The following is a 25843-nucleotide window of genomic DNA, read 5'->3' on the forward strand; positions in this document are numbered from 1 at the left end:
ATTTTTGGGTCACTCGTTTTGAACGGCCGGAACAAGTTCGACGAGTGATCGGTTGGGCTGCTCCGTAAAAAGAGCATCATGTGAGATGACCAGCACAATTCTTCCTTTTTCAACCAGCTCGTTAATCAAGCGACAAACAATATGTTTATTGTTCTTATCTAGAAAATTGGTCGGTTCATCAAACAGGTAGACACTTTTATTCGTGCTCAAATCATGGCTCATTTGTGCAAGCTTCTTTTGGCCATAGGATCCGTTACTGAGCAAAAGGCGGCCGTATTCACTAATGATCGGCTCAGCGGGTACGTAAACAAAGTCCGAAGTTTCTCTGCTTCGTGATTTCCCATTGATTTGAATCTCTCCATGATAACGGCTGCTCAGGCCTAAGATCGATTCGATCATCGTCGTCTTCCCGCATCCGTTTGCTCCGCGAATGAGATAAAGCGAGCCGGGTACAAAAATCTGATTAATAGGAGCATGTAATGCTTCTCCATACTCGTTTAATCCAATATAACTGCGTAATTGAACCGAATCGATGGAAACATCTGAGCGTTTCTCGACTGGAAGCTCAAGAAATCGAGCAAAATTCGTCAGCACAGGCTTAGTCGCTAAATAATCCTTGCGAATGGTGGCAAAGAATTCTGCCGGGTCCCAAAAGCGCGATGTATACAGCTCGATGGCTGACAAAGCGCCGATTGTCATGCTTCCATGATAAACAAAATAGGCACTCAATAAAGTACTCAGTAGGATCACTCCATTAAGCATACCGTAGGATAAAAGATTATCAAAGACAGCCTCTGTCTGGATCTTCTTTTTCATATGAATCTTGTACGAACGGATCCATTCCGATATCGGCTTGAGTTGTTTGTTCTCTAAGAAGCGTTCTTCCTTCGTTAAACGGTATTGATCAGATTCATAATCTTTAAGCTTCTCCATGTCATGAACCGTTCGTTCTGTATTCTCTTTCATGGTATGCGCAAAACGAAGCGACAAAAGCAGGAAAGTAGGAATGGCTAAAGTTACAACGAGGGTAACGGGAAAGGACAGTGACACCATACAGAGGATTATCCCCACAATGTAGAGTGCATTAACGACAATTGAAAGTGGAACTTGAAAAATAAAGCGTTTCACTAGTTCATAGTTCTGACCCATAAATTGCTGCAGACTGCCTTGTGAGACGTGATTGTCTCTGAGGTTAAGTTGTTTTATTTCGCGATCAAGCGTTGAGAAAATCGATACAAAGGCTTCCCTTGTTCCGAAGCCTTCCGCCAAATCAACCGCATAGTTCAATAGCTGTGTGAGGATATAGAAGACAATTGATAATGCAACATAGATAAGCAGCTTATGAAGATTTTTCTCGACCAATGCGTCAATCATTTGCATCGTCAAGATCGGTATCATAAGAAAAGCGAGTCGATGAAGAATAAGAACCATAAAATTGATGAAAAGTGTTTTTCGGGAAATGTAGTGAATAAATTGGAACATATGGAACACCTCTTGGTCATTCCCAGATCATACTTATTTGGGAGGACAAATTTCACTGTCACAATCCGAATCGTGACGATTAATTTTTACCATTGGATCCATCCCTTTATTTTTAATTAACGCCATTATAACACAGCATTTTGACGCGAAATTCACGATTTTTATGCTACACTAAGATTAAATTGTCACTCAGGAGGCGCGTCATGTCTGATGTTTCGATCTCTTCTCAATTGAAAGAGGCAGTGACCGATTTTAAGATCGGCGTTATTTATTATCCGGCGATTGTCGTTAGCGACTTGCCGCCGCTGATTGGCGATCGTCTGCCCTTGTACTATGAAAACATTCAACTATCCTTAAACGAACATCCTGTGAGTGAGATTCCAGGCGTCAAGGAATGGAGAGGAATCTTTAAAAAGGCGGGTACAGATCCGTCGCGTTACCGACCATCTCAGGAAGCGCTGCTGCGAAAAATAAAAAAAGACGGTGCACCGCATTTTGTAAACTCAGCGGTTGATCTGCTCAACTTTTTCAGCGTTCAGTACGGTATTCCTATGGGCTTATACGATATGGCAAAGCTTCACAGTCCTATTCAAATAAGGATTGGTACCGATGAAGATCACTATGACGGATTAAACGGCCGGACCATGCATATGAAAGATAAAATTGTATCCGCGGACATCGTCGGGGCATTTGGAAGCCCGATCGTCGATTCAAAACGAACCTGTGTGACCGAACAGACGAAACAAGCCTTGCAAATTGTTTATTTGCGTCCCTCAATGGACAGCGATGAAGCGCGTCAATTGATCACAAAAATGGCGGAAATGTTTACGCAGGTACATGGCGGTACCCATGAATTAAAATTGATTCAATAGAATATAGTTTTAGTGACTGCCCGCAAGGAGGGACTACAATGAATTCAGATTTATTCAGCGTTGATTACTTTAAAGACGCACTGCATCTGCAACTAAAGAAAAATGGCGATATACAGACACCTGTTCAAACGATGAACAGCTACTATCACACCGTTGTTTCGGCAATCATTCAAGATCGGATTAATAAAAACTTCGAATTGATGCGTCGAATTCGCAATTTAGATGCGGCTTATAAGGAAGTAAAAGAAGAAGTCTCAGCGCAGCAGCAAATGCAGCAGCAGTAAATTTTTCTCAATTTGTGCAAAAAAGATCGCCAAGCATCGGAAATTGCTTGACGATCTTTTTTCAACTATTTATTTAGCTGCTCGAAAGCCTGCCTTCACAGCGTCATTTCGATTCTTAAAACAGATCTCTGCCTTCGTCACCTTATAGTATCGGTCGGATGGCATGTGATATATTTTCCCTCGAGACGAGATATTGCCCTTAATCAAGCCGCCGCAATCGCCTGCTTGATTTGGCGTACTCTGACCTTCTACCGAATTTTCGGCCACTGCTGTGCTTGACGATTGATTGCTATTCTTATGTATTTCGTCGTATGCCGCCGTTCCCTTCATAACTTCCGGATGAAAGCCATTCGCTTCGGCATATCCGTTTACCGACCAAATACCGATGTTCTTCGCTCGTGCCTGATTCTCTACCGATCGATACTGGTCAATATATTTGGTGTTTGGCGGATAGACATAGGCGACCCGTGCCAGTCCGCTGGCCAGCTGAAGTTCTTCAAACGACTTACCATCAACAAAGACATAAGCAAGCAGCCGTCCGTACTTATCACGACCGCCATCCTTGGCAAGTTCAAGCGTCACGGTTTTCCCATCAAGCAGCCGATGTGCCTGTGCGCTTGCCTCCGGTCCGTAGGGCTGAACCCCTAACTTGGGATGATGGGTTTCCGGTGTGTCAATCAACAGGACCCTGACTGTGGTTATTTTCTTTTGATAAAGCACTTGAAACGTATCGCCATCGACAACTTTAGTTACTTTTACGGTGACACCGTGCTCAGGCTTTTCGCTGTTACTTACTGCTATATCTGATGAATCGTTGACTGATGCGGCAGTTTCACTTGATGAATACGCCGAATCCGAACTTGATACAGCAGCCGTACTTGTTGAGCCTGCATTGTTCGACGTTTCACCGTTGCTGAGTTCCGCACATCCGGAAAGAAGGAACAGCGACAGGAGCATCATCATGAGCACATAGCTTACTCCGCGCCAACTTAAACTATTTCTTTTCATTGCATTCACCTATTCTTTTTGGGCATAAATTGAGCGGCCGCTGTAAAAAGAGGCCGTTCAATGGACGATTGCCGCCTCACAAGCGGCAAATATTCAATGGGCAGCGATCTTCACAATGACAGATCGCCTTAATATAATCCAAGTTTTTGATGACAATAGATCCATGATAATAATCAATAGCTCCATCATTCTTCCAAGCTTGGAGCATCCGGTTCACAGTCTCACGTGTCGAGCCAATGAGCTGAGCCAAATCGGTGTTCGTCAAACTGATGGTGTAATGAATACCGTCTTCATCCGAACGGCTGTAGCCATGGATCATTCTCAGCAAGGTAGAGGCAAGTGCGCCGTTCTTCCCATAGAAGATCAAGTCGCGCATTTTAATTTGAGTAAATTGGCCCAGCATACCGATCCATTTCATAAATTCAAACGACATCCCTGCATTCGAGAGCAGCAGTGGCTCTAACTCTTTCTCAGAAATGATTCCAATCTTGCATTCAGTAACCGCCGCAGCTGTGAACAAATTTTCGGCACTACCGAAGCAACCGATCTCACCAAACAGATCGCCTTCCATAAAGTAGTGGAGCACCAAATCTTTTCCATCGTACGCGGATTTAAATAATTTAACGCGTCCTTCAAGCACATAATAGAGCTTGTCGGCAGGGTCTCCCTCCCAGAAGACATTCGTGCCTTTTTTATATGTCGACACGGTCATCACTGACTTCAGCGACTGCATGCTTTGCTTCGAGAACATGCATGTATTGTTCAGACCATTCTGATTCAAACAAGCGAGCTCTTCCATCATATCACGCCCTTATTTTTACTATCAAACATCTATAATCAATAATTATCTTAGAAACAAGAAAAACCAAAATTGCTTTTTCCGAGAATTCCTGCCTTTTCTTCTTTCATTATACAAGAGATTTTCTTAATTTAGCGTGAAAAGTGTGACGGAAATCATACAGCTTTTAATAAGTATGCGCTTTCTATTTTTTTCAAGGAAAGAAAGCATAAGATTTTCGAATTAATAACAAAGTAGGAAACTAGACACGAAAACGCGAGACTCCTGAGGGTGCGGCTCTGTTGATCGCGTGCCAGTGATGAGACCCCGCAGATACGAGTATGTATGAGGAGGCTCGCGGTGCGCCCGCGGCAAGCGAGCGGCTGAAGTGTCACTCAAGTTATAGGATTAATGGATCAAGGCTGCATTTGGAGTAAAGGAGCTTTCGTATGTAAAGGAGTAAAGGAACTTTCGCTAAATATGCATACGTCCTGTATGCAACGCGAAAGCCATCACATCCTGTGAAAGTACGTCCTGTATGCAACGCGAAAGCCACCACGTCCTGCAGAGGTAAGGACCGGGCTTGCCCGGTTTTTCTTACAAGTAAAGAAAGTATAAGATTTTACCCCATATTTAAACGAATAAACCAGTGTCTTGACCGAGAATCAAAGCGGAGGTGCGAGACGCCTGCGGGATCAGCGTGCCAGCGAGACCCCGCAGATTTCTGCTTGTCTGAGGAGGCTCGCGGTGCGCCCGCGGCAAGCGAGCAACCGAAGCGATGATTCAACACTGTAAAGACACAAACCAATCACACATGGCTGGAGATTAAAGACCGGGCGCTTTTTGCTCGGTTTTTCTTAACAGCTAAAGAAAATTTATCGTTTTGTCTTGCTGATATCACGATAAGGTCATAAGATGCTGAATTCCAATCCGCACTTATCGGTTGAGCGATCAGGGTAAGCGCCCGATCTGATAAATAGGCGGAAAAATTACCCTTATTTAGAAAATGAACGAAAAAATAGCTTAAATAGACGGAGAAATTCCCCTTATCGAATCGAAAAACGTGAGAGTGGTAGGGTTTTACTTTGCATAACCGGAAAAATTACCCTTATTTACCGGCGAAGCACGTGCCATGATGCATATAACCGGAAAATTTCCGCTTATTTACTCGCTTGATTTAATGAAGCCAGAATGCTAGTGAAATAGAGGTGAGTTTAAGAACCGGGCTTGCCCGGTTTTTCTTACAAGGAAAGAAAGTATATGATTTTCGCCAAAGTCAAAGGTTGTGAGCCAAACGCGCAGGTGCGAGACTCCTGCGGGAGTGCAGGCCAGGGGAGACCCCGCAGATATTAGTTTGCTTGAGGAGGCTCCCGGACTGCCCGCGGTCGCGCTCAGTTGATGCGAGCAACCGGAGCGTAATCAAAATCCGGCATGATTTAAGGACCGGGCGTTTTTGTGCCCGGTTTTTCTTATTGACCAGATTAATCAAGTATTAATCCATGACATTCTTCGACTATTTGAATGGGATCTGAATAAGAAAGGCTATTACCATGTTATAATGAAAGAAAATGGGTCGATTATGATTATGATCAACGTGAGAAAGAGGGAACAAATTTGGCAGAATTAACAGCCGGCATGATTACAACCCTAGAGGTTTCACATAAAGCACCTTTTGGCTATTTTCTCAGTGACGGCGGAGATCAAGAAGTCCTTCTCCATGAGAATGACGTGACCCGCTCATTAGGCGAGCATGAAAAAATCTCCGTATTTCTCTATCAGGATCATCAAGGACGAATCGCAGCAACGATGACGCTTCCCACGGTTCGTTTTGATGCCTTTGATTGGGCAACCGCCGTTTCTCTGCATAAAAAGTACGGCACTTTTCTCGACATTGGCATTAACAAGGATCTTTTGCTTTCCAAGGACGATATGACGTATGAATGGGAAAGCTGGCCGCAGCCCGGCGATCGTGTGTACTGCAGCTTGAAACTGGATAAGAAACAGCGCCTTTTCGCAAGATTAGCGGATGAAACGGAGATCCGGAGAATTTCCATTCCGGCGCCCGAGAAACTGCAGAATAAAAATGTACATGCCACCATTTACCGTCTTGTTCTGGACGGAGCCCATGTACTGACCGATGAAGGATATATCGGATTCATTCATAACGCAGAGGTCAATGGAACCATCAGATTGGGACAAGCATTCGATTGCCGAGTCATCGATGTGAAGGAAAACGGCAGCCTGAACCTTTCCATGAAGCCGCGCAGTTACGAAATGATTGAAGGAAACTCTGAGAAAATCATCGCTTACATGAACAGTCGCGATGGGGCCATGCCTTATTGGGATAAAAGTCTTCCTGAAGACATCAAAAAGAGATTCGGTATCAGCAAAAGCGATTTCAAGAAAGCCCTTGGCCAGCTGATGAAAGAAGGCAAGCTGTTCCAAAAAGACGGCTGGAGTTATTTAAAACAAGAGGAATAAAAAAAAGGCCTAATCAGGACATCTGTCCTGACCGGGCCTTTTTGCATGTCACGCCACAGCACGCCGACGTTCCATGAGCCGATGATAGATGATGCCAAGAAAATAACTGACCGCATCAAATGCGACGATAAAGAAGCTGACCGGTGCATTGGTATAATAACCGGAAACAAGACCGAACCAAACGCTCAGTACAGCAATCAGTGAAGAAAGAAGGATCATTCCAAATATGGACTGAGTATAAAGTCTGGCGGCTGCAGCAGGCACGGTCATTAACGAAAAGACGAGTAGTGCGCCGACGATTTGAATCGTCACACTGGTTGCTACAGCCATAAGCAGTAGAAAGCCAATCGAAATCCAGCGGATCGGCAATCCGGCAGCTTGAGCTCCGACCTGATCAAAAGAATCGAACTTGAGCCAGCGGTAACCTGCGCAGAGAGCAATCAGTACAAACAGGGTAATGGCAACAATCTGCCAAATGTCCTGCAAATCAATGCCCACAACACTTCCAAACAGCAAGGTGCGCGAATAATTTCCTTGAATGTTCCCCAGCGACAAAAATAAAATACCCAGGCCAAGTGCCAAGCTGAGAATGACACTGATCGATGCATCTCGTCGAAACATTCGTACCCCCATCTGTCCGACACCAACAGATCCGGCTAATGTAAAAGCAAGCAAACCCACTAGCGGGTCAATACCGGCATAAGCCGCAAATGCAGCGCCGGCAAAGCCGATGTGAGAAATGGTGTGTGCAACAAATGAGAGCGAACGTGCAATAATGAAAACACCGATCACACCGCACATGATTGCAATGAGCGTCCCCGCGATAAATGCGTGCTGCATAAAGTCGTACTGAAACATCCTTTTCCCTCCATATTAACCATTACGAAGAACTGCTTCTCCTATATATCGTCAGTCTCATCCGGTGTTACCTAGAGGAAGCTGAAACCGACAGTCCTGAGGAGGCGGACCCCTCATGATGAGTAACGCCTTCATCGAAAGACGATTGAAAAACATTTTTTAACATCGCTTGATCATCAAGAATGCTCTGCACATCCCCTGTTTTATAGTACCCTCGAGTCATGAGCAGGATATGATCCGCATACGCTCTGACCATTTGAAAGTCATGACAAATAAAAAGAACAGTTACGCCCCATTCATGAACGGCCTTCTTCACAAGTTCCATCATGCGTGTCTGAGCATCAGGATCGAGATTCGCTGTTGATTCATCAAGTAGGAGCAAATCCGGGTGCCGCACAAGTGCCTGGGCCAGAAAAACCCGCTGACGCTCTCCTCCGGATAATTTGCCTACTGGCTTTTTTGCTAAGCGATCCGTGTCGGTAAAAATCATCATTTCATGTAGGATTCTTTTTTCACGCCTTGACGGCCATGGAAAAAATGAACTCACTTGTCCGAGTGAAATAAAATCCCTGGCACAAATCGGCATGTCATCATCAATCACCCGTGATTGCGGTACATAACCGATCACCGGTTTTTTCTGATCACAGCTCAGCACAATTTCGCCGTGTTGAGGATGAATCAAGCCAAGAATCGATTTTAACAGGGTTGATTTTCCCGCTCCGTTTGGTCCGATAATGGCATACATTTGACCTGGCGAAACATCTAGCGAAAGATCCTTCAAGATTTCTTCTCCATTAAAACTGACTTGAAGATCATTGATCTGAACGCGACGAAGCATTGAAAAACCCTCCCCTATATAAATTTTTTTCATGTTTTCATAGATAACAAATAATGTAGTAACTTTCCAGATTAAGAGAAATGTCGCACTGATAAATAGTAATGATTTCGATTTGTTTTGTCAAGACATTGGCTGCCGCCAAGGTTTGAAATAAAAAGGAGAGAAACTGATTGCCTGCTTCTCTCCAATTCATCCCGTAATTTGATTAATTGGCGCTTTGCGCTTCTTCAATTTGTTTCAGTTGATCAAGCATCCAGTTTTTATAATCTTTTCCTGCAGGCAGGGTTTCAGTCACTTTGATGACCGGTACCTTGTTTTCGTCTGCAAGTTTCATCATTTTCTTCACGGTCGGGCTGATTTCCTGTATATTGCTGACAAAGAAGGCAATACGTTTTTCTTTAATATCCTTTTGCATGGCTGCAATGTCCTTAGGCGATGGATCTGTTTCCTGCTCGACTGCAATTTCAAAATGATTATTAGCTACTTTATAGCCGAGTGCATCCAACGTATAGTCAAAAACAGGTTCGGATACATCGACAAGTCCTTGATTCGCATTTTTACTGAGTTTTGCAATGTCATCCTTAACCGGCTTAATACTTGCAATATAGGTCTTCGCATTTTCCTTGTATTCATCAGCATGCTTTGGATCTATTTTCGCTAGTTTGCCAGCAAGATAATCAGCGAGCATTGGCATCGTTTCCGGCTGATACCAAAGATGCTCATTGTCCCCATCCTTTTTGTTCATAACATCTTCACCAACGCGGACAATCGTTTGATCCTTTGAATTCTTTGCTAAGTTGCTCATCCAACCGTCATAACCGATCCCATTGTAGACTACGAGCTTCGCTTGGCTGACCGCTCTAGCGGTTCCCGTTGTCGGTTCATAGTCATGCGGATCCATGCTTGGTTTATTAATAATTGAGGTCACATCCACATGGCTGCCGCCAACCGCTTTAGCGACTTCCCCATAAAAATCTTCGGCAGCGACAATGCTGATTTTATCGGAAGATGAACGTCCTCCTGAAGCCGAATTATTGCCGCAGCCTGCTAAAATACCAACTAATAAAATTAAGGTGAGAAATAAGAAATTCATTTTTTTGAAATGGTTCATCTTTTTTAATTCCCTTCTGTTCTATGTATCAATAAAACGTAATTATTACGTTTTATCCACAAATATAAATAGTAATGATTACGTTTTAATCTGTCAAGTACCAATCTGATTAATCTCCAATTGATCCCGTGAAGGTATCCGACCACACTCATCTAATCGGCAAGCGCACACCTGAATGAGTCGAGATAAAGGTTGATTGGCCAATGTTGAAGATGCCTTCTCCTATTACCAGCTCGCTTTTCTCACGCCTGGAATCTGACCTTTATGCGCGTATTCACGAAAAGCGATACGCGACATATCGAACTTGCGCATATAGCCATGCGGACGCCCGGTCAATGGACAGCGATTGTGCAGCCTTGTGGGTGATGAATCACGAGGAAGTTGTGCTAAGGCAGCATAATCTTTCTTCTCTTTCAATTCATGTCTCAATTCAGCATATTTGGCAACGATTGCTTCACGTTTCAGTTCTTTGACTACTTTCGATTTTTTAGCCATTCAAATAATCCTTCCTTTTTTAAATCGTAATAATTACGTTTTACATTTTCTATTTAAGCACCTAATGTCTTCAATTGCAAGTCGGAGCCTGTACAAATGTTCTAAATCAGCATGTATTTCATAGGGATAGTAACAGATTATTAATTTGCCAAGATGAAGCAGCTATCGCATAAAAGGAGACAAGCATACATGCACACATCGACTCTTAAACGCATCAGCAATCCCATGACACTTATCTTTTTCGTCTTTCTCTTTCTGCTTATTTACTTTTCAGAGAAAACAAATGGTATTGCCCCAAAGCAAATACCAACGCAGTTCTACAGTTTTAACACTATCTTTTTAAGTATGGTCATTGAATCGCTGCCCTTTATTTTAATCGGCGTTGTAATTTCTGTTCTGATCCAGTCTTATGTTCATGAAAATTTTATCCATCGCTTATTTTCCGGCAGAGGTTTGCTTGCCATGATCCCGGCAGCATTGACCGGCATCGTTTTTCCGATCTGCGAGTGTGCGATCATCCCCGTTATACGCAGTCTAATTAAAAAGGGCCTTCCGCAGCATCTTGGCGTCGTCATGATCGCATCCATTCCGATCATCAATCCGATTGTTTTTTTGTCCACGTTCTACGCCTTTCAAAACAATCCTGTTATTCTTTACGCACGCATGACGATTGCGCTTCTCGCGGCACTTCTCATCGGCGGTTCTGTTTATTTTTTGTTCCGAAAGCAATCGATCTTGAAGGAAAGCGCGAGCATGCGCGAGACAGGCGTAATCAGTTGGCAGGCTTTTTATGAAGATGCACATCACCGGCACCATCATCACGAGAACGAACGACCTGAACTTCATGATATCTTTCTGCATATCAGCGGCGAATTTTTCGATACAGCCAAATATTTCATTTTCGGTGCAATCATCGCCAGTTCATTTCAGACATTCTTTAACCAGCATCTGCTCTCCACGGTTGGTGCGAATCCGTCCATCGGTCCGGCATCCATGATGGGGATGGCTTATCTTTTGTCTGTATGTTCAACATCCGACGCGTTCCTTGCTTCTTCATTTTCCGGCATGTTCTCACCCGGCGCCATTACAGCTTTTCTCGTTTTCGGCGCAATGCTGGATATTAAAAACACGATGATGCTGGTTGGCGCTTTCAAGTTCAGATTTGTCATCGTCTTTATGATTCTCTCTGTAACGGTCGTTTATATATTCAGCAGACTTATGGATCTTTTCGTGTGAGGTGACGGATATTGGATGATCAGCGACTTGCATTTCATCATTATTTAAGAGGTATTGCGCTTGGAGGAATAGCACTGTTTCTCTTTCGGCTCGCACTCTATGGTGATCTTAAATATTATTTATCGCCGAAACTTGAAGGCTACACAAAGATAGCCATCGTTGTTCTTGCTCTTCTCAGCTTCATGCACTTTATCTTGCCCCCTGATCATAACCATTGTGAAGGCTGCGAGCATGAACACGCGCATGCCATCCCCAAAAAAGGGCTGCATTCATTCGTTTTCTTTTGTCTGTTTTTTTTACCCGTCCTCTCTGGGTTCATTTTTCCGAACCATACCTTGGGCAGTGATGTGGCTGCAAACCGAGCTATGAAACAAGCGCCATCTGTTCAGAGCACAGCAAAAAAATCAGGATCTGTCAAACCCGCCGGTGCACTGAGAAATCCGATCAGCCAAAAACAATTTAATGCGTTAAAAAAGAAACTGCTTAAGCAGAAAATCATTACAGTCGACGATTCCCATTACACATATATTTTAAATATGCTTGAGCAGGACCCGAATGCTTTTAAAGGAAAGCAGTTCATTATGACCGGGTTTGTCTATCGTGACAAACAAGTGCCTGCTCATGAGATCGTCACCGCACGATTCGATATCTCTTGCTGCATTGCCGATGCCTCAGTATATGGAATACGTACAGAAGGAAATGTTGCCGATTTAAAGAAGGATAATTGGATTCGTGTCCGCGGTACCATTAATACAATGAAGCAATCAGGCAGCACGATTCCCGTACTCGCTCATGCACAGGTAACGCAAATTAAAGAACCAAGTCATCCTTATGTTTACGATAACGGCATTCTTCTCGACTAACTTTTCATAATAAGGTCTGCTTTTTCTTAACTTCACGAAAACATATATTATAATAAGGATTGAAAGACTAAATATGATCGTTAATCCCTTGGAGGTATGAATGTGAAAATTGCAATGGCAAGTGACCACGCCGGCTATGAATTAAAAGGCGAAATTAAAGCTTGGCTCGAAAACGAAGGCCATGAAGTGATTGATTTCGGTACAGACAGCAAGGAATCCTGCGATCTGTCCGACTACGTCTATCCCGCATCGCTCGCAGTCGCAAAAGGCGAAGCAGACCGTGGCATCTTTGTCGACGGCGTCGGATATGGGAGTGCACTGATCGCAAACCGAATCTATGGTTTGAATGCCGCTGTTTGTCAAGATCCGTTCTGTGCAAAGCTTGCCCGTCAGCACACTGACAGCAATGTGCTATGCATTGGTGGAAAAATCATCGGTTCAGGAATCGCTCTGGAAATCGTCAATGTATGGATGCATACCGATGTACTGAGCGGCATCGAGAAATACACGAACCGGATTAAAAAGGTTCAGGCTATTTCCGAGAAACACCTAAAAAAACTATCCGAAATCTGAAAATCGTTCAGTCAAAAACAGCCTCTCACCGAGGCTGTTTTTTTTCGTTATTCATCATTGAATGGTTAAGAACCCTCCGCTATTCTCGTGAAAAATGCAATTTAGATTTAATGCGCTTAGGCGGATTGAACCCATTATTTAAATGTGCTATAGCATAGCTTACTTCTTAATTTCTCTTCGCTTCGGAACTGATCCGTAGCAAAGGCAAGGGATACTTAAGGAGTTTTTTTGCGCGAAATTTTAGTCTATACGGCACCCATTTTTTAATCAAATATTAAAGTTTCATTGTGAAAATAACCGTAGAAACAGTTGAATCCATTGACCGTATGTTACAGTGTTACATCCTTTTTGCATTCGCATCAACACTTCATGACAACCGCATTTTTGACGCAAAAGGAAACGAACTTTTTACATTAAGAGGGTATAAAGAATTAGGGAAGTGTAAGTGCAACTAAGTTTTCAGCTCCGCCAGAGGCTTGGCGAAGCCAAGTTTTCTAACACAAATAAGAAAGTATAAAGATTTAGAGGAATTTAGTGTAAGTGCAACTAAGTCTTCGCCTTCGTCAGAGGCTTGGCGAAGCCAAGTTTTCTAACACAAATAAGAAAGTATAAAGATTTAGAGGAATTTAGTGTAAGTGCAACTAAGTCTTCGCCTTCGTCAGAGGCTTGGCGAAGCCAAGTTTTCTAACACAAATAAGAAAGTATAAAGATTTAGAGGAATTTAGTGTAAGTGCAACTAAGTCTTCGCTTTCGTCAGAGTCTTGGCGAAGCCAAGTTTTCTAATGATCATTAATCAAAAGGGAGAGAAGAAACTGATGACGAAAATCAGAGACAGTTATTTTGATAACGCCAAATTCTTCTTAATCTTGCTTGTCGTTTTCGGACACAGCCTAACGAATCTTAAATCCGATATACCTGAGATTTATTCACTGTACACGTTCATCTTTTTATTCCATATGCCTGCGTTCATCCTTATCTCAGGCTTCTTTTCGAAGCATTTCAACAAGCAAGGTTATGTGAAAAACTCGATCATAAAGATGATTACTCCATACTTAATTTTCCAGATTATTTATTCCTATTTCTATTATGTGACCGGATATACAAAAGCCTTTAAAATTGATTTAGTGTCCCCGCACTGGACACTTTGGTTTTTAATTAGTATGTTGTGCTGGAAGCTGATGATCATACCGTTCTCAAAGCTTGGAAAACTCGGCTTTCCCATTGCAGTCATGATGGGTATCGGTGCCGGTTTCATAGATTCATTTGGGACAGACTACAGCATTTCCCGTACACTTGCATTCTTCCCCTTCTTCTATCTGGGCTATTTATTGAAGAAGGAGCATTTCACAGAGTTGTTGACGCGTACTTCCATTCGAATCAGCTCTCTATTTGTATTAATGGGCGTTTACCTTGCCTGTCATTTCATTTTCCCTAAAGACCTTCAGGACTGGGTTCTGCATGATTCGTCGTATCACGCATTTGGACTGTCGAATGTGGAAGGCGGGCTCACACGTCTTGCTGTATACACCGTATCCTTTATTACGATTTTCGCTTTTATGGCGTTGATTCCGAAGAAACGATTTTCCTTTACAACACTCGGAAAAAATACATTGTACATCTATCTGCTTCACGGATTTTTTATCAAAACGTTTGTCTTGTTCCCGATTTATGACAACATTCAAGACTTATATCAATATTCATTTCTGTTTGCTGCATCGCTTGCGCTCTGTTATTTTCTCGCCAGCCGCCCTGTCAGACTGTTTACCAAACCGATTATTGAAGTTCAGATGCCTCATCTGCAGCAATAACAAAACAAGATGATGAAAATCTCCGAGCGACATCGGAGATTTTTTATTTTGATCGTACAAACAGAACTGATTCGATACTTAGGTATCGAATCTTCATGAGATTGGGGACGTTGCATTGAAAATTTCGTGCATTGAACCTTGATTTTCGTGCATTGATCCCTACTTTTCGTGCATTGAATTTCAGTTTTCATGCATGGACTTGGCTCGGACTCTTTTTTATGCGTTGAACCGGGATTTTCGTGCATTGAACCTTGGTTTTCGTGCATTGATCCCTACTTTTCGTGCATTGAATTTCAGTTTTCATGCATGGACTTGGCTCGGACTCTTTTTTATGCGTTGAACCGGGATTTTCGTGCATTGAACCTTGGTTTTCGTGCATTGATCCCTACTTTTCGTGCATTGAATTTCAGTTTTCATGCATGGACTTGGCTCGGACTCTTTTTTATGCGTTGAACCGGGATTTTCGTGCATTGAACCTTGGTTTTCGTGCATTGATCCCTACTTTTCGTGCATTGAATTTCAGTTTTCATGCATGGACTTGGCTCGGACTCTTTTTTATGCGTTGAACCGGGATTTTCGTGCATTGAACCTTGGTTTTCGTGCATTGATCCCTACTTTTCGTGCATTGAATTTCAGTTTTCATGCATGGACTTGGCTCGGACTCTTTTTTATGCGTTGAACCGGGATTTTCGTGCATTGAACCTTGGTTTTCGTGCATTGATCCCTACTTTTCGTGCATTGAATTTCAGTTTTCATGCATGGACTTGGCTCGGACTCTTTTTTATGCGTTGAACCGGGATTTTCGTGCATTGAACCTTGGTTTTCGTGCATTGATCCCTACTTTTCGTGCATTGAATTTCAGTTTTCATGCATGGACTTGGCTCGGACTCTTTTTTATGCGTTGAACCGGGATTTTCGTGCATTGAACCTTGGTTTTCGTGCATTGATCCCTACTTTTCGTGCATTGAATTTCAGTTTTCATGCATGGACTTGGCTCGGACTCTTTTTTATGCGTTGAACCGGGATTTTCGTGCATTGAACCTTGGTTTTCGTGCATTGATCCCTACTTTTCGTGCATTGAATTTCAGTTTTCATGCATGGACTTGGCTCGGACTCTTTTTTATGCGTTGAACCGGGATTTTCGTGCATTGAACCTTGGTTTTCGTGCATTGATCCCTACTTTTCGTGCATTGATCCCTACTTTTCGTGCATTGAATTTCAGTTTTCATGCATGGACTTGGCCTGGACTCCTATTTATGCTCTGAGCTTTGGTTTTCGTGCATTGAATAATTTCATCTAAAAAAAGCAGGTGGAGTCACTCCACCTGCTTCTCTCTTCTATTCAATTGATCTGCGTTGATCAAGCCTTCGGAACGGGAGTAACTCTGTTCTTAATTTCCTTCAGAATATCCGCTTTGAACACATCATAGGCGACTGTCTTAGAATCCTGTTCGCCGTATTTACGGACATTCACTGCATTTTGCTCGATTTCCTGATCACCGATTACCAGCATATACGGAATCTTGTGCGTTTGAGCATCACGAATCTTGTAACCAAGCTTCTCGCCGCGCAGATCGGCATGAGCACGAATGCCGACCTTTTTCATGTCGGTCACAAGCTTCTTGACATAGTCAATATGCACATCTGCGACCGGAATAAACTGCACTTGTGTCGGTGCAAGCCAAGTTGGGAACGCACCGGCGAAGTGCTCGATCAGGATGGCGAAGAAACGGTCAAGCGATCCGTAAACAGCGCGGTGGATAACGACCGGGCGTACCTTTTCATTATTCTCATCAATGTACGTAAGATCGAATTTCTCCGGCATTTGATAATCGAGCTGAATGGTTGCACATTGATGTTCACGTCCGATGGCATCTTTAATATGGAAGTCGATTTTCGGACCATAGAATGCACCGTCGCCAGCATTGATCGTATACGGCTGATTAATCGCTTCAAGTACATGCTTTAACCCTGCTTCTGCCTGCTGCCACAATTCCAAGCTGCCCATGTGATCTTCAGGCATGGTTGACAGTTCCACCGTATATTCAAATCCAAATGTTTTGTAGATCTTACCGATCAATTGGAAGATATTCTTGATTTCACTTTCAATCTGATCCGGGCGAACAAAGATATGTGCATCGTCCTGACAGAACGTGCGAACACGCAACATGCCGTTCAGCGCGCCACTCAATTCGTGACGGTGCACCTGACCGAATTCTGCGATACGAATCGGCAGATCGCGATAGGAATGCAAGGTATCCTTATAAATCAACATGTGACCGGGGCAGTTCATTGGTTTGAGTGCATAGTTCACATCGTCCACTTTCGTGAAATACATATTTTCATGATAGTGGTCCCAGTGGCCGGAGTTTTCCCACAGTCTCTGATTCATCATTAATGGCGTGCGCACTTCGTCGTAATCCACCTGGCGCTGTAATTCACGCGAGAAGTTCTCCAATTCCGTACGGATGATTTGGCCATTGGTCAAATAGAACGGCATGCCAGGTGCTTCTTCAGAGAACATAAACAATTCCAGCTGTTTGCCCAGCTTGCGGTGATCTCGTTTTGCTGCTTCTTCAAGAAAATGAAGATGTGCATCCAAATCCTTCTGCTTCAAGAATGCGGTCCCGTAAATACGCTGCAGCATTTCATTATCGCTGTTGCCACGCCAGTAAGCACCGGATACGTTCATCAATTTGAACACTTTAATCTTGCCGGTTGACGGAAGATGCGGTCCGCGGCAAAGATCAACATATTCGCCTTGAGAATAGATCGTGATCGTCGCGTCTTCAGGGAGGTCGCGAATTAACTCAAGCTTCAGATGGTCATCAAGCCTCTTGAAAAGATCGATGGCTTCTGAGCGGCTGACTTCCTTACGCACGATCGGCAGATTTTCACTTACAATTTTTTTCATTTCTTTTTCGATCTTAGGGAAATCTTCATTGGATAATGAATGTTCCATATCAACATCGTAATAGAAGCCATTCTTGATTACCGGACCAATGCCTAACTTAACATCCGGATAGATCCGCCTTAATGCTTGTGCCAAAAGGTGTGCACAGCTGTGACGCATGATTTCCAGACCATCTTCAGAGTCCAGTGTGACGATTTCAAGCGTTGCATTTTCTTCAATCGGGCGGGTCAAATCATACAGATTGCCGTTGACTTTACCTGCAACTGCCTTTTTCTTGAGGCTTGAACTGATTGATTCTGCGACCTGTTCCGCAGTAACGCCTTTTGGAAATTCCCGAACCGATTGATCGGGAAAGGTTAATGATACGGATGACATAACTTTCACTCCTTTGAAAAATAGAAAACACCCGTCTCTAATAAGAGACGAGTGTTTAAGCTCGTGGTTCCACCCTTGTTCCGCAACCCGCGCGAGGTCGCGACACTTGATCAGATAACGGCTGTGCCGTCAGCGACTACTACATCGTTCATCGCTGAAGCTCCAAGGTGGTAAGTTCATTGTATTTCGTTGGGAAGTTCGCAGCAGGCTTCCCTCTCTGAGAACGATCACAACAACTCGTGTCCTCTTCAACGCTTTTATACTTTAACTATTATTAATGTCCTTATTGTATGCGTTTCGACTCAGAAGTGCAAGTATCCATAAATATCAGCAACTTGTTAACTTGCTTCATAAAATTTTAACTAAAATAAATTATTATCACGCAAATATCTTATTGATTTTATTGGTACCTGGTGTTAACATTTACTAACACTTTAACTTATTAAACACTTTACATCTTTGGGAGGCACAATCATGTCATTTTTACTTTGTTTTCTGGCAGTCATGCTCTTCATGCTTATTGGAGAATGGGTGTCAACTGCATCAAAAGCTTATATTCCATCCGTCTTTGTCACAGCCGTACTTTTTATCATCGGCTTCTGGACTTTTATTCCTAAGGATGTCGTCACTCAAGCATCTTACAATACAGAGTTTGTTCAAATCTGCATCGCGCTACTACTAGTACATCTAGGCACATTAATGAACCTGAAACAGCTTATTGCTCAGTGGAAAGCCGTAGCCATTGCCCTTCTAGGTGTCTGTGGGACCATTCTTTTCACCTTGACCATCGGCACTCTAATTTTCGATTGGCATACAGTCGTTGCCGCTGTTCCTCCACTGACCGGCGGACTGGTTGCTGCACTCTTGATGACCGACGGACTTAAAGCCGCCGGAATTACTACCCTGGTCGCACTTCCGGTTTCCATGTTCATTACCCACAGTCTGATCGGCTACCCAATTACATCAATGATGCTGAAAAAAGAAAGTCAGCGTTTGATCAATAAGTTCCGTACCGAATCAATCACACTAGACCCGAACCGTCAAAAAATGACAATGAACGGTACGAACAGTGCATCGGAGAAACGTATTTTCGGGCTTCCGGACGATTATCAAACCTCTGCATTTATCCTTGTCCGTGTCGCACTGGTCGCGCTCCTTAGTCTGTATGTCGCTCAATTAATGCACGGCATCATTAATTCATTTGTCATTTGTCTCATTTTCGGTGTGATCGCACATCAACTCGGTATTCTTGAAACCAATGCGTTAAATCGTGCAGGCGTTTTTAATTGGTTGATTTACGGACTGTTAGCCTATGTCTTTTCACAGCTTAATCTGACAACACCATCCATGTTGGCACAGATCATTATTCAGATTGTTGTTTTAATTATTCTTGGTATACTAGGAATGTATCTAGCATCTCTTATTCTCGCAAAACCGTTTGGAATGAGCAGACCGATGGCATTCGCTTGCTCACTCACCGCACTATTTGGTTTTCCTGCAGACTACATATTGACTACGGAAGTTTGCAAAAACAATTCAAGCACGTCGGATGAAGAAGAATATCTTCTTGAAAATATTCTTCCGAAAATGCTGGTTGGCGGATTTGCTACTGTATCCATTGCTTCGGTAATTATCGCTTCAATATTTTTGAAATTAATCTAATGCTTAAGTGAGAGGGGCTACTGCAATGTCAAAAACACTTTATCATCATTTTGCGCTGTTTGACGGAATCACAGACCGCTTCGAACCTAATGCGTATTTTGTCGTCGATGATGAAACCGGAAAAATTGTCGAGACGGGGACAAATGCCCCATCCAAAGCAGACCGGACCGTTGACCTGGGAAATAAATTCGTCATGCCAGGTCTGATTAATGCTCATACACATATCACTTCTGATGTATCCGGAAAGCTCGAACCGCTTGGATCGCCTAAATTGACACCGATTCTTGCAACGAAGATCGCACTTGATAATCTGCAAGATCTTTTGAAGCATGGCGTCACCTATATTCGCGATGTAGGCGCAGACTTTGACGTCGATATTGAACTTTCGAAGCTGGAAAAGGGAGGCCACATTCTGTCACCGGGTATCTGTGCATCAGGACGCCCGCTTGCGATGACCGGGGGCCACTTTTGCACCATCGGCTACGAAGTGGACAGCCCTGACGAGGCACGGAAGGCAGCACGTAGTGCCTTGAAGAATGGTGCCGACAATATTAAATTGATGGCAACCGGCGGTGTTTCATTCGGTGGCGAATCTCCTGACGATGTTCAGCTGACCGAAGAAGAGATGCGTGCCGCTGTTCTTGAAGCACACCACAAAGGCAGAACCGCTAATGCACACGCCCAAGGAACCGAAGGAATTAAAAATGCACTGCGCGCAGGTGTTGATTCAGTCGAACACGCTTTTTATCTTGATGACGAGGCGATCCAAATGTTTCTTGAGAAAGATACATTTATCGTTCCGACATTAATTGCTGTTTACGGGATCTCTGATCGCGGCGAGGGACAAGTTCCCGATTTCATGCTTGACGTCGCGCGGGAAGTGAAAAAAGCACATATTGAGAGTATCAGTAAGGCTGCCAAGGCAGGAGTCAAGCTGGCGATGGGGACCGATGCCGGAACACCGAACAATGATTTTAGGAACGACTCGGCATTCGAACTCCAACTCATGGTCGAGGCAGGCTGCACACCGCTTCAGACACTGCAAGCGGCAACCGTCAATGGTGCTCGACTGCTGAAAATTGACAATGAGTTCGGCACCCTTGAAGCGGGAAAATTTGCAGACTTCATCGTTCTCGATGGAAATCCGCTTGACGATATCAAAAGTGTTCAAGAAGAAAAACGCGTCTTTAAAAAGGGCAAAGAAATTCTCTGATTTAAACCGAATTTATGAATACTTAACGCCGAAGCATTGTGCGGATAACCGCTCCGATACTTCGGCTTTTTTTCGTTTAAAATTGAGTACTGAACAAGCTCTGTCCTGATTTTATAGACCTATTTTTACTCAGCAGCCAACACTTTTGTAACAAACAAATCGACGATCTCGGGATCAAATTGCGTTCCCGCATTCTTTTTCAAAATTTCAATTGCTTTGTGCTGCGCTATTTTTTGTCGATAGGGCTGATCGGTAACCATAGAGTCATAAGCCTCAACAACACTGATAATTCTTGAAGGCAATGGAATCTCTTCGCCTTTTAAACCAAGCGGGTAGCCTTTCCCGTCCATTCGTTCATGGTGGCAGAGGATAAACTGGGATATGCTCATAAATTCATTGGATAACTTTAAAATATGGTACCCTTTTTCCGGATGAAGTCGAATACGTGCCCATTCTGACTCGGTCAGATGTTCTTTTTTGAACAAACTATCTTCAATCGTGATCTTCCCGATGTCATGAAACAGGCCCGCTGTTCGCAACTCATTCAAATCGTTTGCATCCATGTGCAATTTCCGGCCGATTTCCATGCAAAGTCTGCTCACCCTCTGCGCGTGGCGCTCTTCTGAGGGGAGCTTCGCATACAATGTATTGGTGATCATATTAATCGTTCTGCTGCGCATACTGTTGCCTTCAAACAGTTTATGCTGATACATGTTATTCTCTGCCTCGGAAAAAATATAAGTCATCGTCTCTATGGCAGATTTGCGAACCGCCCATCCAAATGAGACAGAGAGAACAGTGTGGTGGACACTGTTCGCTGCATGCAGATGACGATGAATTCGCTCAATCCTCTGTTCCGCTTCTGCCTCATCAACATTCGGCCAAAGCATGACAAATTCATCCCCGCCAACGCGTGCGATGATATCGTCAGCTCCATTATCCTTTTTCAAAATTTGAGAAATGCGGATGAGAAGATCGTCGCCTGCCTGATGTCCGAATGCATCATTTGTTAACTTAAGCCCGTTAACATCAGCCAACACCAGGGTTAAAGGATCATTTGCGGACTGCTCCAAACGCTTTAACGCTTCATCATAGAATCGTCGATTATAGAGTCCCGTCAATTGATCATGATAGCTTAAATAGGCAATATTCGCTTCTGATTTTTTTCTCTCCCCTATTTCGCGTGAAACACCAATGACTTCAAGTTCTCGTTTCTCGTTAAAACGCAGACGAATGGATGCCTCCGTCCAAATCAAGCTTCCATCGGCACAATATTGTTGCAGCTCTTTGATAAATGTGTTGGACCTGTCTTGATATTCACGCAATGCTTCTGCCTTTTCTCTGACTGTATTCTTAAGAATGCGTAGCGAGTCCGGGGCAAAAGTTTTCTCCAGGCTTAGATTTTCTGCTTCTCGCTGAGTGATTCCCCGCAAATTTTTAACCGAAGGGCTAATGTACTCGAAGAATTCATGGGTAAAATTGTACACCCAAATCACATCGGATGCGTATTCGGCAATCAACCGATACTTTTCTTCGCTTTTCTTTCGTTCTTGTTCCGCCTTAACCTGATTCGTAATGTCGTTAACAAAGTATTGCACAGCCGGCTCCCCATCCCAACTGATCCTTGTGCCGCTTGCCTGTGTCCAAATAATGGAACCGTCTTTTTTTACAATGCGCAATCTGAATTTTGAATTTTCGTTATCGGTTTCTAATCTTTTTTTGTAAGCTAGAATACACTTACTCCGGTCCTCAGGCAAAATAAACTGAGAAAAATCCGTATTCAGGAGTACTTCTAATGAATAACCGGAAGTACGTACTGTCATTGGATTAGCAATCCGGATTCTATTGTTTTGAATGACAAATATAGCCTCAGTAGAATTTTCAAAAATGACCTTGTATTTTTCCTCACTTAATTTAAGAGCTTCTTCCATTTGCCTTTGATCCGTGATGTCACTCAGAAAATTCAAGCTGGCCGGCTTGCCTTCCCAATCGATACGTACCGACTTCATCGCGATCCACCGGAGCTCGCCATCAGCTGTATAGATACGAAAACGTGAGATCGAGCCGTTTCGTTTCCCACTCATTTGTTTATAATGATTGATCATTATAGGTTCCCGATCTTGCGGCGCTATAAAGTCTGCAAATGGTCTGGAGAAGAGATAGGATTGGCTGTATTTGGTGATTTCTTGAACATAGTGATTACACATTTTCACATAGCCGTTTTGTGCGACAACTATTGCTTCCGACACATTGTCAAAGAGCAAATGGTAATTGGCCTCACTATTAACAACAGACATCTCCAAATTCTTCTGTTCTGTAATGTCCTGGTGAACAGATAAAATACACGGTTCACTATGGTATGTGAGCAGCATCGAATCGCATCTCGACCAGAATAATGTGCCATCACTTTTTCTTAGTAATACTTCATCACTCTGGGAAACTTTTTGCAATGAAATCCGATTAATAAATGTTTCACTATCCTTCTCATTAGCAAAAAAATGGTACGCTTGTTTGTTCTGAATGAAAAAATCGTCCACATCAAACAATGATTTAGCCTTATCATTTAAGTAGAGAATCTTTCCGCTTAATGCGACAATAGTAACTGCGAGCGGAACACGTTCGAGTGCTTGACTAAATGCTTGGTCATTTCCATTATTTACTTCTGAAAGTTTCTGCAATTCAAGAAACGATTCTTGTTTTGGAAAAGCATCAACGATATTCGTCCAAAATCTATTTTTTTCAAATGAATATTCACAGATCTTATAGCGATGCCTCATAATCGTTGAAGTGATGTCGAATAGCTTCGTTCCACCATGAAGTGCCACATCTGCAAGCTGTTGAAGGAGATGATGAAACTGATCTTTTCCAATTTGCGGCATGACTTCAGAGAAACGTTTGCCCAAAATCTCCACATGCTTCAAACCGAGCATTTCCTTAAATTGCTCATTTGTTTTTAAGAAAACAAAATCATATGGATAACCATCCGCATCAAGAATCATTTCTTGATATGCGACGCCTATCGGTAATTTTTCATCAATCGTCGTCATTTATTCAACCCCATAACCCTTTGCTTTTATCTGTCTCTGCTCGATCTATTTAGAATTTCCGTACTTTTGTGGATGCTCTTCGGAGGTTAATTTTCAGATGAAGTGGTTCTTTCGATCTAATCCTATTGTCGTTATTAAGTATATCGGAAAGTGACACAGAATGTTAAATCTCCGCAATTCATCATTAGTGTACGACAACTCATGCTCAGAGTGAACAATAATGCCCTGAAGTGATTAATGACGTGGTCCAAGAAGAATCACCGAGACACCGATGATACATATAAATGCGCCGATCCAATCATAAAGATCCGGAGCATGACGATCGACACCCCAGCCCCAAATGAGCGATAAAACGATAAACACGCCGCCGTAAGCTGCATATACTCTGCCGAAATTGGGAAATGCCTGTAACGTCGCGATGACCCCATAGACTGCCAAAACGACCCCGCCGGCAAGGCCAAAATATATTGATTTTCCTTCTCTTAGCCACTGCCAGATTAAATAGCCGCCGCCAATTTCGGCCAACCCGGCACAGAGAAATAAAAAGATAGCACGTACCATTTATCCATTCTCCTAAATTCATTACTAGACTTTTTCGAAAAAAACTTAATTCTATTATAATGCAACACGTGCGTCCGTCCTGTGATCTTCGTCGGAATTATAATAATTCTTTTTGCTTTTATTCAATAATACGGCATAATAGTAAAGAGAAGTTCACTAATCTAATAAAACTGTCTTAATAAAAGTATTGACTAACGCAGTTGATTAATTGAGTGAGGTGCGCCATGAGTAATTATTGGAATCAATTTACCCAGAATCTCGATCCGTATGTTCCGGGGGAACAGCCTAAGGATCGAAAGTATGTCAAACTAAACACAAATGAAAACCCATATCCGCCATCAGCAAACGTATTGGCGGCAATCAAAGAAGCCGCAAATGATCAATTGCGGTTATATCCGGATCCGAATTGCGATGCATTAAGGAGCAAAATTGCCGACCATTTTCAGCTTGATGCCGATCAGGTGTTCATCGGGAACGGCTCAGACGAAGTACTTGCATTCAGCTTTATGACCTTCTTCTCCGCTGAAAATCCGGTCACGTTTGCCGATATTACCTATAGCTTTTATAAGGTGTATGCGAACCTGTGCTCCTTGAGTCCGAAAATTATTCCGCTGAACGACGATTTCACGTTGCCGACGGATGCATTCTGTGAGCCGAACGGCGGCGCTGTTATTCCAAATCCAAATGCACCGACCGGTCGTGGTCTGCCGATTGAATCGATCAAGAACATTTTGGAAGCGAACAAAGATCAAGTCGTTATCATCGATGAAGCCTATATTGATTTTGGCGGTACCACAGTTGTCCCGCTCATTAACGACTATCCGAACCTCCTCGTTGTTCGGACGCTGTCAAAGTATTCCTCGCTTGCAGGCATTCGCGTCGGATTTGCTCTCGGGCAAAAGGATCTGATCAACGGACTTAATACCGTAAAGAATTCATTTAACTCCTATACGATCGATCGTCTCGCGATGGCAGGTGCCATCGCTGCGATTGATGACGACGCCTATTATCGCGACATGGCTCAAAAGATTATTGCGACACGTGAACATACGATCACACGACTGCAGGCCATCGGCTTCAGTATTGTCCCGTCACAATCCAACTTTATCTTTGCAAGCCATAAAATAGTAGCTGCGGAAGTCATCTTCCACGCAATGCGTGAACATGGCGTTCTGGTGCGCTACTTCAATCAACCGCGCATTTCCAATTATTTGCGAATCACAATTGGCACCGAAGAAGAAATGGACAAGCTTGTCGAAGCGTTAGAAGATATTTTATAAGAAAAAAGAAAAGCAAACACGGGCTGGGATATTCCAGTCCGTGTTTTTGTTTAACCAGGTGCGCATGACTCAAAATCATGTTCTGACGGGAGGGCTGTTTCCCCA

General features: G+C 43.2%; 21 protein-coding genes and 1 other annotated feature. Of the genes, 10 read left to right on the forward strand and 11 right to left on the reverse strand.

Annotation, left to right across the window (positions count from 1 at the left end; genetic code table 11):
- Nucleotides 1–9: 9 nt before the first annotated feature.
- Nucleotides 10–1482, reverse strand: a complete 1473-nt coding sequence (locus tag AC1MBV_RS13625) for an ATP-binding cassette domain-containing protein (RefSeq protein WP_255749672.1) — start codon at nt 1480–1482, stop codon at nt 10–12.
- Nucleotides 1483–1685: 203 nt separating this feature from the next.
- Here AC1MBV_RS13625 and AC1MBV_RS13630 point away from each other — a divergent pair, with 203 nt between their 5' ends.
- Entirely contained in the window at nt 1686–2354 is a 669-nt protein-coding gene (locus AC1MBV_RS13630; RefSeq protein WP_480948496.1) for a B3/B4 domain-containing protein, read from the forward strand.
- 38 nt (nt 2355–2392) lie between these two features.
- Nucleotides 2393–2638: a protein YvfG gene (gene yvfG / locus AC1MBV_RS13635; RefSeq protein WP_255749670.1), complete on the forward strand. Its 246-nt coding sequence runs from the start codon at nt 2393–2395 to the stop codon at nt 2636–2638.
- Between the two features lie 69 nt (nt 2639–2707).
- On the opposite strand, the gene AC1MBV_RS13640 is transcribed toward yvfG, so the two are convergent.
- Both AC1MBV_RS13640 and AC1MBV_RS13645 read right to left on the reverse strand, forming a co-directional pair.
- A complete protein-coding gene (locus AC1MBV_RS13640) occupies nt 2708–3646 on the reverse strand; it encodes a thermonuclease family protein (RefSeq protein WP_480948497.1) in 939 nt (312 codons plus the stop codon).
- 76 nt (nt 3647–3722) lie between these two features.
- Nucleotides 3723–4448, reverse strand: a complete 726-nt coding sequence (locus tag AC1MBV_RS13645; protein ID WP_255749668.1) for a Crp/Fnr family transcriptional regulator — start codon at nt 4446–4448, stop codon at nt 3723–3725.
- Between the two features lie 1590 nt (nt 4449–6038).
- Between AC1MBV_RS13645 and AC1MBV_RS13650 the strand changes: the two genes are divergently transcribed.
- A complete protein-coding gene (locus tag AC1MBV_RS13650; RefSeq protein ID WP_480948498.1) occupies nt 6039–6905 on the forward strand; it encodes a CvfB family protein in 867 nt (288 codons plus the stop codon).
- A gap of 48 nt (nt 6906–6953) precedes the next feature.
- Here the strand turns inward: AC1MBV_RS13650 and AC1MBV_RS13655 are convergent, their stop codons facing one another.
- The 5 genes from AC1MBV_RS13655 to rpsN form a co-directional block, all read right to left on the reverse strand.
- The gene (locus AC1MBV_RS13655; protein WP_255749719.1) at nt 6954–7763 is read right to left on the reverse strand and encodes a metal ABC transporter permease; all 810 of its coding nucleotides are present in this window, start codon (nt 7761–7763) and stop codon (nt 6954–6956) included.
- 67 nt (nt 7764–7830) lie between these two features.
- Nucleotides 7831–8601: a metal ABC transporter ATP-binding protein gene (locus tag AC1MBV_RS13660; protein WP_255749718.1), complete on the reverse strand. Its 771-nt coding sequence runs from the start codon at nt 8599–8601 to the stop codon at nt 7831–7833.
- Nucleotides 8602–8638: 37 nt separating this feature from the next.
- Entirely contained in the window at nt 8639–8794 is a 156-nt protein-coding gene (locus tag AC1MBV_RS13665) for a hypothetical protein (protein WP_480948499.1), read from the reverse strand.
- A 12-nt stretch (nt 8795–8806) separates the two neighbouring features.
- Complete coding sequence (locus tag AC1MBV_RS13670) at nt 8807–9694, reverse strand: metal ABC transporter solute-binding protein (RefSeq protein WP_480948500.1); 888 nt, start codon at nt 9692–9694, stop codon at nt 8807–8809.
- Nucleotides 9695–9937: 243 nt separating this feature from the next.
- Entirely contained in the window at nt 9938–10207 is a 270-nt protein-coding gene (gene rpsN / locus AC1MBV_RS13675; RefSeq protein WP_255749716.1) for a 30S ribosomal protein S14, read from the reverse strand.
- A gap of 189 nt (nt 10208–10396) precedes the next feature.
- Here rpsN and AC1MBV_RS13680 point away from each other — a divergent pair, with 189 nt between their 5' ends.
- The 4 genes from AC1MBV_RS13680 to AC1MBV_RS13695 all read left to right on the forward strand — a co-directional run bounded on the left by AC1MBV_RS13680 (nt 10397) and on the right by AC1MBV_RS13695 (nt 14687).
- Nucleotides 10397–11443: a permease gene (locus tag AC1MBV_RS13680; protein ID WP_480948501.1), complete on the forward strand. Its 1047-nt coding sequence runs from the start codon at nt 10397–10399 to the stop codon at nt 11441–11443.
- Nucleotides 11444–11454: 11 nt separating this feature from the next.
- Complete coding sequence (locus AC1MBV_RS13685) at nt 11455–12306, forward strand: TIGR03943 family putative permease subunit (RefSeq protein WP_480948502.1); 852 nt, start codon at nt 11455–11457, stop codon at nt 12304–12306.
- Nucleotides 12307–12402: 96 nt separating this feature from the next.
- Entirely contained in the window at nt 12403–12879 is a 477-nt protein-coding gene (locus AC1MBV_RS13690; RefSeq protein WP_480948503.1) for an RpiB/LacA/LacB family sugar-phosphate isomerase, read from the forward strand.
- 815 nt (nt 12880–13694) lie between these two features.
- Entirely contained in the window at nt 13695–14687 is a 993-nt protein-coding gene (locus tag AC1MBV_RS13695; protein WP_480948504.1) for an acyltransferase family protein, read from the forward strand.
- Nucleotides 14688–16046: 1359 nt separating this feature from the next.
- Here the strand turns inward: AC1MBV_RS13695 and thrS are convergent.
- Nucleotides 16047–17975 carry a threonine--tRNA ligase gene (thrS, locus tag AC1MBV_RS13700; protein WP_480948505.1) on the reverse strand — a complete coding sequence of 643 codons (1929 nt, stop codon included), beginning with the start codon at nt 17973–17975 and terminating at the stop codon, nt 16047–16049.
- A gap of 40 nt (nt 17976–18015) precedes the next feature.
- Nucleotides 18016–18236, reverse strand: a binding site (T-box leader).
- Nucleotides 18237–18449: 213 nt separating this feature from the next.
- On the opposite strand from thrS, the gene AC1MBV_RS13705 reads away from it, so the two are divergent.
- Together AC1MBV_RS13705 and AC1MBV_RS13710 are read left to right on the forward strand one after the other, a co-directional pair.
- On the forward strand, nt 18450–19637 hold the full coding sequence (locus tag AC1MBV_RS13705) for a hypothetical protein (RefSeq protein ID WP_255749710.1): 1188 nt from the start codon (nt 18450–18452) through the stop codon (nt 19635–19637).
- A gap of 25 nt (nt 19638–19662) precedes the next feature.
- Nucleotides 19663–20850 (forward strand): metal-dependent hydrolase family protein, encoded by a 1188-nt coding sequence (locus AC1MBV_RS13710; RefSeq protein ID WP_480948506.1) that lies wholly within the window; start codon nt 19663–19665, stop codon nt 20848–20850.
- A 125-nt stretch (nt 20851–20975) separates the two neighbouring features.
- On the opposite strand, the gene AC1MBV_RS13715 is transcribed toward AC1MBV_RS13710, so the two are convergent.
- Complete coding sequence (locus AC1MBV_RS13715; protein WP_480948507.1) at nt 20976–23897, reverse strand: PAS domain S-box protein; 2922 nt, start codon at nt 23895–23897, stop codon at nt 20976–20978.
- A gap of 234 nt (nt 23898–24131) precedes the next feature.
- Nucleotides 24132–24458: a YnfA family protein gene (locus tag AC1MBV_RS13720; RefSeq protein WP_480948508.1), complete on the reverse strand. Its 327-nt coding sequence runs from the start codon at nt 24456–24458 to the stop codon at nt 24132–24134.
- 224 nt (nt 24459–24682) lie between these two features.
- On the opposite strand from AC1MBV_RS13720, the gene hisC reads away from it, so the two are divergent.
- Nucleotides 24683–25738 carry a histidinol-phosphate transaminase gene (hisC, locus tag AC1MBV_RS13725; protein WP_480948509.1) on the forward strand — a complete coding sequence of 352 codons (1056 nt, stop codon included), beginning with the start codon at nt 24683–24685 and terminating at the stop codon, nt 25736–25738.
- Nucleotides 25739–25843: the final 105 nt, after the last annotated feature.

The sequence above is a fragment of the Sporolactobacillus sp. PKPK-6 genome (assembly GCF_056678885.1).